10 protein-coding genes are annotated in these 13,852 nt (G+C 41.9%); 9 read left to right on the forward strand and 1 reads right to left on the reverse strand.

The genetic code is table 11. The annotated features are described in order from the left end of the window. Positions 1–7: 7 nt before the first annotated feature. Positions 8–1,366 carry a RagB/SusD family nutrient uptake outer membrane protein gene (locus CLV99_RS03415; RefSeq protein ID WP_133583083.1) on the forward strand — a complete coding sequence of 453 codons (1,359 nt, stop codon included), beginning with the start codon at positions 8–10 and terminating at the stop codon, positions 1,364–1,366. A 10-nt stretch (positions 1,367–1,376) separates the two neighbouring features. Further along, positions 1,377–2,627 carry a TlpA family protein disulfide reductase gene (locus tag CLV99_RS03420; RefSeq protein WP_162850008.1) on the forward strand — a complete coding sequence of 417 codons (1,251 nt, stop codon included), beginning with the start codon at positions 1,377–1,379 and terminating at the stop codon, positions 2,625–2,627. Positions 2,628–2,691: 64 nt separating this feature from the next. Here the strand turns inward: CLV99_RS03420 and CLV99_RS03425 are convergent, their stop codons facing one another. Next, positions 2,692–2,913: a hypothetical protein gene (locus CLV99_RS03425; protein WP_133583085.1), complete on the reverse strand. Its 222-nt coding sequence runs from the start codon at positions 2,911–2,913 to the stop codon at positions 2,692–2,694. A gap of 376 nt (positions 2,914–3,289) precedes the next feature. Between CLV99_RS03425 and CLV99_RS03430 the strand changes: the two genes are divergently transcribed. The 7 genes from CLV99_RS03430 (at position 3,290) to CLV99_RS03460 (ending at position 13,818) form a co-directional block, all read left to right on the forward strand. Next, complete coding sequence (locus CLV99_RS03430; RefSeq protein WP_162850009.1) at positions 3,290–3,904, forward strand: RNA polymerase sigma factor; 615 nt, start codon at positions 3,290–3,292, stop codon at positions 3,902–3,904. A gap of 145 nt (positions 3,905–4,049) precedes the next feature. Then, entirely contained in the window at positions 4,050–5,198 is a 1,149-nt protein-coding gene (locus CLV99_RS03435) for a FecR family protein (protein ID WP_133583087.1), read from the forward strand. 282 nt (positions 5,199–5,480) lie between these two features. After that, positions 5,481–9,062: a SusC/RagA family TonB-linked outer membrane protein gene (locus tag CLV99_RS03440; protein ID WP_133583088.1), complete on the forward strand. Its 3,582-nt coding sequence runs from the start codon at positions 5,481–5,483 to the stop codon at positions 9,060–9,062. Beyond that, complete coding sequence (locus tag CLV99_RS03445; RefSeq protein WP_133583089.1) at positions 9,059–10,447, forward strand: RagB/SusD family nutrient uptake outer membrane protein; 1,389 nt, start codon at positions 9,059–9,061, stop codon at positions 10,445–10,447. The genes CLV99_RS03440 and CLV99_RS03445 overlap by 4 nt, the downstream gene beginning before the upstream one ends. Positions 10,448–10,486: 39 nt before the next feature. Further along, on the forward strand, positions 10,487–11,785 hold the full coding sequence (locus tag CLV99_RS03450) for a TlpA family protein disulfide reductase (protein WP_133583090.1): 1,299 nt from the start codon (positions 10,487–10,489) through the stop codon (positions 11,783–11,785). A 201-nt stretch (positions 11,786–11,986) separates the two neighbouring features. After that, on the forward strand, positions 11,987–12,592 hold the full coding sequence (locus CLV99_RS03455; protein WP_133583091.1) for an RNA polymerase sigma factor: 606 nt from the start codon (positions 11,987–11,989) through the stop codon (positions 12,590–12,592). Between the two features lie 65 nt (positions 12,593–12,657). Beyond that, positions 12,658–13,818, forward strand: a complete 1,161-nt coding sequence (locus CLV99_RS03460; protein WP_133583092.1) for a FecR family protein — start codon at positions 12,658–12,660, stop codon at positions 13,816–13,818. The last annotated feature ends 34 nt before the right edge of the window (positions 13,819–13,852 follow it).

Below are 13,852 nucleotides of genomic sequence, written 5' to 3' on the forward strand. Positions count from 1 at the left end.
TATTATCATGATGAAATATTTAATTACTGTGGCCTTATCCACCTTGTTTGTGGGTTGTTCTGACTATTTGGAACTGAAGCCAGACCAAAAAATGGTGATACCTGAGACGCTGGAAGATTGTGAGCTTCTATTGAACGACTATCCGACCATGAATTCAGGCTTTCCGATCATGGGGGAAGTGTCTGCCGACAACTATTACTTGACTGCAACAAGCTGGCAATCGGTATCGCTCATTGATGAGCGTAATGGATACATTTGGTCGGATGAAATGGTCACTACAGCCACTCCTTGGCAAACGAGTTATAAAGCTATCTACCAGAGTAATCAGGTGCTTGATGTGCTGGAAAACTTGAGAACAAAACCTGCTGACTTAACTCATTTCAACGAGCTCAAGGGGGCAGCTCTATTTTTCCGGGCTTTTGCCTTCCATCAACTATTAACCAACTATGCTATGAACTATTCGGTCACTAATGCGTCGTCAATGCCGGGAATTCCCCTTAGACTCAAACCGGAGGTCGATGATGTTGTAAAGCGCGCTTCTTTAACGGATAGCTATGCACAGGTGATTGCAGATTTCAAGTCTGCCGCTAGTTTATTGCCCGCAGATGGCGCATTGAAGGCTCGCCCTTACAGGGAGGCAGCCTATGGAGGGTTGGCACGTACTTATTTGGATATGGGCATGTATGAGCAGGCCTATCTATATGCCGATTCTGCACTGCATGTACGTGCGGATCTATTGGACTACAACAGCCTTAATGCAAATGCATCGCTTCCGATTGCTCGCTTTAATATGGAAGTGCTCTTTCATGCGATTACGTCAACAAGTTATGCATTGGCACAGGGAGCCGCAAAAATTGACTCTAATCTTTATCGTGCTTATGAGCAGAATGATCTACGGAAGAAAGTGTTTTTTAAGGCCAATACTGGGGCAAATGCTGGTACATATGCTTTTAAGGGTTCTTATAATAATACGACATCGGGTATGTTTGTCGGACTAACAACAGCTGAGATGTACTTGATCCGCGCCGAGTCTGCCGCCAGATTGGGTAAAATAGCTGCCGCCTTGACTGATCTAAATCATTTAATGAAAAGTAGATGGTTAACTGGTTTGTATACTGATTTTTATAGTGTTGATAAAAATACAATAATTGCAAAAATACTAGCTGAAAGAAGGAAGGAGCTGTTATTTAGAGGTCTGCGCTGGCCTGATCTAAAGCGGCTTAATATCGATGAAAGATATAAAATACAATTAAAACGAATTGTCGATGGTAAGGAATACCTGTTGGAACCCAATAGCTTAAAATATGCGCTATTGATACCACAGGATGCCATTGACGAAGGAAAACTTGAACAAAATAAAAGATAGGAACAAAATAATGAGAAATTATATAGCTATACTAGCCATGTTATTATTTACGCTGGCAGTGCATGCCGGACAAACGTCCAGCGCTTTAAAGGTAGGTGATAAAATAGCACTTCAAAAGACCTTAAAAACAATGGATGGCCATACCATCGATTTTGGTGCTTCAAAGCCCAAGATCATCGTACTTGAATTTTTCGATACCTATTGTGCCTCTTGTATTGAGAGCATGCCTAAGTTGAAAGCACTGCAAAAAGAGATGGGCGATAAAATAGAAATCTATATGACGACCTGGCAAGACCATAAGACGATTGAGCAGTTCTATAAAACGAACAAATACTTAAAGGAGAAAAACGGCATACTTTCTACTATTGTCAGTGATAGCATTTTGCATCAGCTATTCCCACACAAATCTGTACCGCATTCTGTATGGATAATGAGTGGTGAAGTTAAAGCAATTACTCATGCCGATTATGTTAAAAAGCAATATCTGAGCGAATTATTAGCATCTGCAAAAATTAGCGTCCCTATCAAAGATGACTTTAAAGAATTGGAATCTGTAGTGGAAAATAATGATTTTCATACTGGAACCAACAACTTACTAGGCTATGTTGAACTATCTAAATATAACGAACAACTTGAACAAAAAGCGAGTGTAAATCTGGATAAGGATGCTCAGGGCAGAGCAGTTGCTTACTTCAATAACATGGATGTATTCGGTGCTTATTTATCATTATGGGCTAAAATTAAGAAACCTACTTATCTCTTGCTTCCACAACGGATTGTTTGGAACGTTAAAGATTCAAGTAATTATACCTACAGTGATTCAAACCAGCAGACCTATCAGGAATGGATCAGAACGCATGGAATCTCCTATAAACGTGTACAAAAGCCCGAAATGGATGAGGGTTCCTGGGCAAAACTGATGTTAGCCGATTTAGATGCCATGTTGGGGCTGGAAGTAACCTGGAAGATGAAAACTATGCCTTGTCTGGTATTGAAACGTGTTGGGGAAAATAAGGCTACCGCGCCTAGGGGAGAGAGCAAATTATTAAAAGTCGAAAGTACGTCCTCCTTGACTTTTACGATTGACTATAGCGGTGGGTATCCACCTACAGTGGATGAGGTACAAGAAAAAATAGCCTTCGAAGTCCCGAAATATAAAAACCTAGAGGAGCTAAACCATGGTTTGGAAAACTATGGTGTCCGCTTTGTTAAAGAATTGCGGGAAATTGAAGTACTCGAGTTCAAAGAGCGGGGATTATAAACATAAAAAGGGAAGGGCCAGCATAAAACTGGCCCTTACTCGATCTGGAAATTTTAAAAATTTCTTACGACCGTAACTGAACGTTTGTTGAGGAAGTCCTGTTGTGAAGAGCCTCTATCATCTGATCTTTTAAAGAATCAGTGATGTCCGGCTGCCCACTTCCATCTGGATCTGCCTGAATAGCACAAATTTTGTTTGTACCGGTCGGACAGGATGGTGAAGCCACTGGTGAATAATCACTCGGCTGTGTAGGATTTCCGCTAACATTTAAAGAAAACCAACTCATAATTGTAAGGTTTAAAATGTTAATAAATTAGATTTATAATTCAGTACGCTGCAGTCGTACCGGCCCCCATACTGGTTACGGTTGCTCGTAACCGACGGTCTGGCGGGGTACTCCTTTTGCCAGAACGTTTTTTTTTACCCTTTGAACTTTTTTCTCCCAAGTTTATGATTTCGTAGCTGTCTACTTGTGTTCCTTTTCTTATCACTAAGATCAAAAGAGATTCTGCTTATTCAATTTGGATATCCGAAGATCTGGATACCAAAATTGATAAAGACGGATATCAATTTTCACAGCGGCAGCTGACTGAAGTAGCTCACATTCATATGCAGGTAGTTTGCTAATGTCGAAAACATTTGCTTACTTCGTTTTCGGTCACATGAGATACCTAATGCATAACCTTTCCGATCTGGATGAGAAAGCGCTTCTGTTACAACTGCGGAATAGCGAAAAGCCCGCATTTGAAGAGCTCTACCGTCGTTATAAGATTCGCCTCACGGGCAATCTTCTGCGGATGTTGAAATCGCCGGAGCTGGTGGAAGATGTGATGCAGGATATCTTTCTAGGCATCTGGGAAAACCGGAAAAGCATTGACCCAGACCAGTCGATTAAACCCTATCTATTCACAAGTGCGGCCAATAGGGCAAAAAATATCTTCCGGAAGGCCGCAAGTGAACAGCTGTTTAGAGCCTATCTGTTACCACATTGGGAAGAGAATTATACCCATGTCGAAGAAGTTCTTTTCGCTCAGGAGAATAAGCAATTGCTAGAGGAGTTGTTGAAGAACCTATCTCCACAACAACGTACGGTGTATACCCTATGTCGACTGGAAGGGAAATCGTATAAAGAAGTGGCAGATTTTTTACATATCACCGAAGCTACCGTCAATGCACACATCAGCAATGCTAATAAAGTCCTGAAAGAGTTAACCAAAAATAACCCGGCCTTTCTGTGGACCGCTTTCGGTGCGCTATTATTGTTTTCGCTACAATAGTGTCACAGACCTTTTGTCGAAAAGTAATACCGATACCTATGCTGTGATGAAAAAATAATCACTTATAAATCAGCTGTTTGTTTTTTATTTTCATTTTTTCATCAATGATATTCGCTAGTCGTGTGTATCAGCTATAAAAGAAGAAATGAACAATCAACAGCAGATACAGGTTTTGTTTCGAAAATATCTAACGGGAGATTACAGTCCTGAAGAACTGGATATCTTGTTGGATTACTTTCAGCTAGAAAGGGATGACCATACATTAACAGCGAGACTTGTCGAAGAACTACAATCCGATATCGCTCCAGAAAAAATACCTGCGATAACGAAACTGGCTGATGGGATAGGGCAGCGTATTTTCGAACAAGTACATGCACCGCGTAAAAAGTCTATCAGTATGCTAAGGCGGATTGCCGCTGCGGTGTTGCTGATAGGATTCATAGGCTCAGGAATTTTGTATTACTACAATTATAATAGTAACCTTAAACAAAGGGAGCTGGTTAGCAAGTATGGAGATGACGTCATGCCAGGTAGCATGCGTGCCACCCTAATAACGGATGATGGTAGCGAAGTCAGTTTAGACCAAGCACAGACTGGGATAAGGGTAGCCCAGAAGCTTCAATACAGTGATGGTACGCCTTTGCAAATTTCTCCCACCAAATACGCAACACTCAAAACACCGAATGGCGGACAGTATCGGGTGGAACTTGCCGACGGTACCGTAGTGTGGCTCAATGCGGCCTCTTCCTTACGGTATCCGCTGACATTTGACGGAGTGCAGCGTGATGTGACGTTAACGGGAGAAGCCTATTTTGAAGTCAGTCATCAAAATGGCAAACCGTTTGTCGTTCACGCCAATGGACAGTATGTCAAGGTACTGGGAACTAAGTTTAATATCAATGATTATGACGGAACTATACCCGGTGTGACCACCCTGCTGGAAGGAAAAGTGGAGATCGAAAGTAAAGCTACCTTACAGAAGCAGGTGTTGACTCCTGGTCAGCAGGCCGTAGTTTCTAAGCAGTCTATACAGATAAAGGCTGTTCCTGACGTCAGTGATTTTGCTGCGTGGAGGGAAGGCTATTTTATCCGAACTGCTGTCACCTTGTCCGAGATCATACCTGAACTGGAGCGGTGGTATGATGTGACTTTTGAGATCGGATCGCAACCGTCAGCACGGGCATATATTGCTTTAAATCGAGAAGCCAAACTATCAACTATATTGGATGCACTTACGCTTAATTACGGCGTCAAGTTTAAAATAGAAGGAAGGAGGGTTGTCGTTATGGAATAGATCTATTCGCGTATAATACAAAGGGTTTTGGCAACGATAACTATAGAGACTTTCATGATGCTATGGCGACCGATACGGATGAAAGTTCTTGATGATAGTTGAGTATATCAGAAAAAAGCCGGAAAAGCTAGCAACAATTCCGGCACAGCCAGATCCAAATCAGCATATTTCGTAATCTAATTTTTAACCTAGCAATACAAATTTAGTCAAAAATCTCTGTATGATAAAGAGCTTTTTGCTAACCGAAAGGAAGGATCTGTATTGCGTAATAATGATCCTATTATGAATAAATTTTATGGAGTCCATTACCTCATGCGGTACCTGTTTGCAGTTATCCATCGTAATAGACGGCCAGTAATACAAGCAGTAATCATCATGAAACTAATCTGTTTTCTGACATTTGCATTATCGTGGGGCGCTTGGGCGAGTACGATGGCACAGAAAGTGACCCTGCGTACACAAGGCGCTACCTTTAAGTCTGTGGTCCAGCAGATACAACGGCAGTCGGGCTATTCCTTTATTATTAAAGATGAGTTTTTTAAACAGGCCAAGCCGGTCAGTCTGGTAGCTGAAGATAAAGAGGTACTCGATTTACTTCCGCAATTATTCCGTGGGCAGCCTTTTGGTTATGCGGTCCAGGGAAATATCGTATCAGCAATAGCACTTTCCAAAAAGGGGAATTCGGTTACGGTGCTAGATGAGTTTCAGCTACAGCAAACCATCCGTGGCCGTGTGATCAATGAAAAAGGGGAACCATTGGCGGGCGCTTCAGTCTATGTGCTGGATGATCAAGGTAAGCGTACTACGGTGCAGACCAAGACGGATGATCAGGGCTATTTTTTGCTGGAGCAGGATAAAGTGGGAGCTAAGATCGAAGTGGTTTATCTGGGGTATACGACAAAGACGATCTTAGTAAGTTCTGATATGATGACTATTGCAATGAAACCATTTTCTGCTGAAGTGGAAGAGGTTGAGGTAATGATGAGTACGGGATATCAGCAGTTACCGAAAGAGAGAGCGACGGGTTCCTTTTCTTTTGTCGGAAAAGATCGGATCAATGAACAGATCAATTTTAATATTATGGATCGCCTCCCAGCGGTAGCATCTGGGCTGGTGGTGGATCGTAATGCAAAGAGCGGAAAGGAACAATTCTTGGTGCGGGGCATGAGTACCATCCAAGGGGAGACCCAGCCTTTGATTGTACTGGATAATTTTCCATTTGAAGGTGATCTGAATAGCATCAATCCGGATGATATCCAAAATATCACCATCTTACGAGATGCAGCAGCAGCTTCAATATGGGGCGCTCGGGCGGGAAATGGTGTTATTGTCATCACAACCAAAAAAGGAACAACCAATCAGAAACTAAAAATAGACCTCAACCTGTTGACGACGGTTCAGCAAAAGCCGGATCTCTTTTCATTGGATCGTGTTTCTTCGTCGGATATGATCGATGTAGAAACTATGCTATTCAATAAGGGGTATTATGATGGTTCCATAAATTCGACTCAACATCCGGTGCTTTCACCTATTGTTGAACTGTTGATTCATAAAAAGGCAAGCCAGGATCAATATGAAATCACAGAAATTGACGAGGAAATCTCCCGCCTCAGAAATGTCGATGTAAGAAACGATTTCGAAAAATATTTCTATCAGATAGGCCTGCAGCAGCAGTCGACTATAGGACTATCACAGGGCACGGATCGGCTGATATGGAATGCCTCTGTTGGAAATGGTTTGCAGATCAATAATCTGGATAATCGGGTTCGGCGGAATAATGTGTTAATGAATGCCAAGGTATTACTTTCCAAATCACTCACATTCGAAGGTGGCATGAATATTTCTTTCCAGAACGTGCGGAGTGGCAGACCGGGTTATGGAAATATCATAGCCGGTAGTGGACTATTTCCTTATGCAGAGCTAGCAGATGCTGATGGCAATGCCCTGCCTCTGCTCAAAGACTGGAGCGGAATGTATCTGGAACAGCAAGTAGATAAAGGATTATTGGACTGGCGGTATTACCCGCTGGAAGATTATAAGCACAGTGTGCAAAGGCAACAGATACAAAATACGATCTTGTCCACTGCATTAACCTATAAATTACCCAAATGGTTTGGATTCTCGCTGCGATACCAATATCAAGCGGAATCGGGTAGGATGGAAACCTTGAGTGATATCGATAGTTATGAGGCAAGGAATATGATCAATTCATATGCCGTTCTAAATACGGCTACAGGAAAAACAGATTTTAAAATCCCCAAGGGTGGAATATTTGATCAGTTAAACAGTATGCTCAAAAGCCACAATGTACGTGGACAGCTGGATTTTAACTGGGAAGAAGATCTGCATAAAGTGTATGCGCTTATGGGGTCGGAATTGAGAAATGTTAGTTCTCTAGGTAATGGCAACAGGCTATATGGTTATAATGAAGACAATTTATCGTATGCGCAGTTTGACCTCACTGTTCCTTATGTCCATTATGTTACCGGAGCTAAAAACTATGTGATGAATGGTCTTTCGATAAGCCAGAAAGAGAATCGGTTTATTTCAACATTTTTAAATGCTTCTTACTTGTTTGACGAAAAGTATACAGCCACTTTCAGTGCGCGTCGTGATGCATCCAACTTATTTGGCCTCAACGTCAAGGACAAGTGGAATCCGTTTTGGTCTGCAGGCTTAGGCTGGACGATATCGAACGAGAAGTTTTGGAATCCGAATGTGGTTTCCTATTTAAAGTTGCGTACAACTTATGGCAAAGGAGGGAATCTTAATCCAGCTAAGGTAGCACTGACCACGATTAAGTATGCAGGGCCTAATCCTTTTACACAAACTCCTTATGCGTGGTTTGATAATTATGCTAACCCTGAGTTGAAATGGGAAAGTGTATCAACAGTAAATATCGGTCTTGACTTCGCTATGAAAAATAAACGGATATCGGGTACACTGGAGGGATACCTAAAAAAAGGACATGATCTCTACGGAATAACGCCTGTAGATTATACAACTGGCATAGGTGCTTTTGTAGTGAAAAATGTGGCGGCCATGCAGGGAAAAGGCCTCGACCTGAATCTGAAATCGATTAATACTACGGGAATGCTGCGTTGGAACTCTGACCTTAACCTGAGTTTTAATAGTGACAAAATAACCAAATATCATATGGAAAGCAGAGCTGCTACACAATTTATTAGAAGCACGAACCCGATATCTGGCAAGGAAGCAGCACCAGTCTACTCCATGTATTCGTACAAGTGGATGGGCCTAGACCCGACTGATGGTGCGGCACTGGGACTTCTTGATGGACAACCTTCTCGGGAATACCGTAAATTTACTGGATCTAATGCCACAGTGGATGACCTTGTATTTCATGGGAGCATATTGCCCAAAATTTTTGGATCTATTGGCAACACCATTGCTTGGCGCGACTGGGTACTGACCATGCGTTGGACATTCAAGTTTGACTATTATTTCCGCAGGGAGACCATACGATATAGTTCGCTGTTTTCTGCTTGGAATGGACATGGTGATTTTAACGAGCGCTGGCGGCAATCCGGTGATGAAAAGAAAACCGATATTCCAGCGATGGCTTACCCTGTATTGTCGGGTGCTGAAAATTTCTATCCTTATGCGGAGCCATTTGTCGAAAGGGGAGATCATATGCGGTTTGAGTATTTGAACCTTGCTTATAGGATCAAAGGTACTGCTAAAAACTGGTTCAAGGATGTGCTACTTTCGCTCAATGTCAACAACCTAGGGTTGATCTATCGAAAAAACAAAGTGGGTATAGACCCTGATTTTAGCACATCTTCGAATACAGGTTTTTCACCCTCAAAAATTTATTCATTTAATATTAAGTGTACGTTATGAAAAGATATATCATCAAAGACTTGAGTAGGCTCTCACTACTTTTTATGACCTGTTTCCTGTTGCCTTCCTGTGAAAAATACCTTGATGTCAAACCGGATCAAAAGCTGGCTGTACCCGAAAGTCTGGATGATCTGCAGGCACTGGTTGACAATTATAATGTTCAGATCATAGAAAGCGATGCTTTGGAAGTGAGCGCGGGCGAGTTTACGGTGACTGACGCCAACCTTGCTTCGCTTTCGTCCGATTTCCACCGGAGGATGTACCAATGGGATGCCTATGATTTATTCCCCGAAGGGTCGATAGCTTCCGATTGGGCACGTTATTATACCGCAATCTATTATGCTAATGCTGCCTTAGAGGGACTGACAAAAATTGATCGAAATAATCGAAATGCTACTCAATATGATTACATAAAAGGAAGAGCTTTATTTACGCGAGCAGAGAAGCTGTTTCATGCGAGTTTGATCTGGTGTGTAGCCTATGACCCCAAAAAAGCATCGAGTACGCTAGGCATGCCGATCCGTCTCGATACGGATTTTAATAAACGATCCTTTAGGGCATCTTTGGAAGATACCTACAAACAGATCATTGCAGATGCTAGTTTGGCGGTAACGCTCTTGACAGATAAACCTCACATTCCTGTAGAGCCCAACCGTGTTGCAGCTTATGCACTTTTGGCCAAAGTGTATTTGTATATGGCGGATTATGAGAACGCCTTTAAGTACGCCGATGCTGCGTTGGCATCGAATAGCCAATTGTTGGATTATTCCGTATTGGATCCAATAAATCCGTATCCCATTCCACGATACAATAAGGAACTCGTTTATCAAGGACTAGCTGGTTATCCTCAGATTTTGAATAATGTTCGGGCACAAATTGTGTCTGACCTGATTGCCAGTTATGACCTTAATGATCTACGTCTTGATCTATATTTTATCAAAAATAATGATGGTACTTATGGTTTTCGCGGATTTTATACAGGGACAAACTCAATATTCATAGGGTTTGCGATTGATGAACTTTATTTAATTCGGGCAGAAGCGGCAGTGCGGTTGAAAAGAACTGATGTCGCCCTGAAAGACCTGAATACACTTTTGGTAACGCGTTTCAAAAAAGAAAATGGTAAAACAACTTATCAAGAAGTTAAGGACATAGGCAGCGAGGAATTGCTCGCACGAATCTTGTTAGAGCGACGAAAAAGCTTGGTTTTTAGAGGGATTCGATGGTACGATCTGAAACGGCTAAATAGAGACGGCGCAAATATTGTATTGAAAAGAATAGTTGAGGGAAAAGAATTCGTGTTACAACCCAATGACCTACGCTATGCGCTGCCAATCCCTAGCGATATTATTGAACTTTCTGATATCGTTCAAAACCCGAGATAGAAATACAATGGAACTTTACAATTTAACTTGCCGGAAATTATGTTCATAAATATTCAAAAAGCAGATGTTCTTTCATTTGTCTTATTATTTGGTTTTACTTGTGCTTTTTTATCTTCCAAAGGACAAATCGTTAACGGATCCGCAAAGTCTGTTACACAAGAGTCGATAGGGGTACTTACTGTTGGTCAAAAGGTCCCAGAGGAATTTTGGACTTATAAACATAAGTTTTACAGCAATGGCGATACATTGATCCGTACATTGGAACACCTCAGAGGAAATCCTATCGTCTTCGATTTTTGGGCGAGCTGGTGCTCGCCATGTATTAACTCACTAAAAGAAACCAGCTCCTTCATCGATAGATTGACAGAAAAAGGTAGTTTTATAGCGGTTACTTTTGAGAATAGTACGATCGCGGATCGGATTTGGAAACAACATGGCTTGCATCTGCCTGGTATTATCGAGGATAAACTGTTGAAACAGTATTTTCCGCATGCTTCGGTGCCACAGGTAATTTGGATTGATGCGGAGGGAATAGTTCGCAACCAAACCTCACAGCAACCGATTAATCAAGATAATCTAAATATGTTTTTTGCGGGTAAACCGTTAAATCTTCAAGCGAAACCTGTATTCGATAAAAATCGTCCGATTTTGCTAGGTACAGAAGCTGATAAAAATGCTTTACAATACTATCAATTGGTGCTGAAAGGGTATCAGGATTATCTTCCTGTGGTTAAATTCTCAAGAAATTTTCACAAAGGGTATTTCAGTATAAGTTTTGTTAATCTGCCGCTTATAACCATTTATCGAGATCTAGCACCTAAGTTGTTTTCGGCCATTGGCGAACCGTTTTTTGATGAGAATTTCCAAATTAGGACTACCGATTCAGTTGGATTGAATATAGCCTATACTATGGATCTGATCGCTCCGACCAGTGATCAACTTAGCTTGAATACAACTATGTTAGAGCTGCTGAACAAGGCATCAGGGTATCAAGCTAGAATGCAAAAAGAAAGGCGAGAATGTCTTGTAATGAAATGCATTGGTCAAATTTCTGTATCAAAGGCTTCAACCAAACGCTATAAGTCCATTGACTGGAATAAGAAGATCCAATTGGAAAATGTGCGATTTGCTTATGTATTGGGAATCCTCAGCGACCAGAGATTAGGGGGAAAGTTCATTGTGAATGAAACTGGATATAAAGGAAAGATTGACCTCAATATCAGCGTGACCGATAATCTTGAAATGCTCAATGCGCAATTGGCTAAATCGGGTTTGAAGCTTGAAAGTGCAGTGCGTGAAATAAATGTATTTGTTATTAAAAAGGAGGGGACGAATTAACTGTAAACTTTAGAAAAAAATAAGCAGTTTCACATAATTGGGACTGCTTATATCATCGAATCCCTTGTATGTTTTAAGACTAAACATTCCTTAGATAATTATCCGCCTTTATCCTTTTAGAAAATCACCTGATAAGACACTCAGCATTGACATTATCCCAAATATTTCTTTTCTTCGTAAACGGACTAACTAAAGAATTCCATGGATATGTTGCCTCTTTCCGAAGAAATCGACCTCTTGAAGCTACTGAAGCAAGGGGATAGGGCAGCATTTGAACATATTTATAAAGCTTACCATTACCGCTTGACCGGCCATCTCATCCGTCTGCTTAAATCTACAGATCTCGCGCAAGAAGTATTGCAGGAGACCTTTATTGCACTGTGGGATCATAGAAGTATGATTCAGGTTGACAAAAGTATTGTGCCGTACCTTTATCAGATTGCTAGTAATAAATCCTTTAATATTTTCAAAAAGGCAACACATGACCAGAAGTACCGGGCTTATCTGTACCCTATATTAGAACAAGGTTATGAACAGATCGAGTCCAGCCTCTATCAAAAAGAACAACGGGAGATACTGAAAAAGATTATCGATAAGATGCCCCCAAGGCAACGCCAGATCTTTGTACGATGCAAACTGGACGGCAAAACGTACGAAGAGGTAGCGGCCGAGCTTCACCTCTCTGTGCATACGGTTCACACCCAGATCAAGCGCGCCAATCAGCTAATCAAAGAGAGCCTTATCCATTATCCGGATTTTCTGCTGGCGGTGCTGCTGTCCGCTTCTTTTGCGGCGACTTTAAACTAAAAAATATTTTTCATTTCCTTGTACCCGATAAGACGTGTAGGATTGTAATCCTATAAAGTACGATTGTGGAACAACAAGAAAACCTAAAGAAACTGTTTATACGTTATCTCCATGGAGCATATACTACAGAAGACCTGGATCGCCTTTTGGCGTATTTTGATGATGTGCGGTCTGAAGCAGAGCTAAGACAGTATATTGAACGGGCATTGCAGGAAGATATGGACCTTTCTGCGCTGGATAGTAAAATTCGGTCGGTCGATTCGGCCGCGTATGGGACCCTACAGGAGTATACCCGCACTACACAAGTTAAACACTGGTCATTTTTGCGTGTAGCCGCGAGTATTGCGCTGCTTTTGACAGCAAGCTGGGCTATTTATCAGTTTGCGTATAAGCCGACGGATGAAATGACAAGAATTACGCAGGGAAATGTTGACGAAAATAATATTACTCCCGGCACCGACCGGGCTATCCTTACGCTGGCAGATGGTAAGGATTATGTGTTGGACGGCAAAGGAGAGGAGATTATCAATGATGGCAATAGTGTACGATATGTAGATGGAAAGTTGCTAGCGAGCTTAGATAAACCGAGTCTGGTCGCTTTGCGTACGCCTATGGGCGGGCAGTACCGAGCCATCTTACCTGATGGTACCAAGGTATGGCTCAATGCGGCATCCGAAATCCGCTATCCTTCAGCCTTTTTTTCGGAGAATCGGCAGGTTTCGGTCAAGGGAGAAGTTTATTTTGAAGTGGCAAAAGACCCAAAAAGACCTTTTATCGTTGAAACGGATGATCAGCGTCTGGAAGTATTGGGTACCCATTTTAATATCAATGCGTATGAAGATGATGGAGCGATATGGACCACCCTTAGTGAGGGTAGTGTACGCATCCTACAGCTCAGTAGCAACAAAGAAATCTTACTAAAACCAGGGCAGCAGTCCCAGAATCTAGCAGGCGGAGGTCTGCGTGTCCAAAAGGTAGATATCGATCAGGTGATCTCCTGGAAGGATGGGATGTACGTTTTGAGAAATCAGGAGATTGGTGTATTTGGGAAACAGCTAGCACGCTGGTACAATATCGAGGTGGATATGGGGGCATACAGCCAACGTAAATTATCGGTGATTATACCACGCAGTGCTACGCTTTCTACAGTGCTTGAAGCGATCACGCTAGAGACAGGCATTCATTTTAAAGTCGAAGAAAGGAGGGTAACAGCAATAAGAAACTAGAGCGTTAATTCCGCCTTAAAAAAAGACTGCCGCA

It is taken from the genome of Sphingobacterium yanglingense (genome assembly GCF_004363245.1).
Classification (GTDB): Bacteria; Bacteroidota; Bacteroidia; order Sphingobacteriales; family Sphingobacteriaceae; genus Sphingobacterium; species Sphingobacterium yanglingense.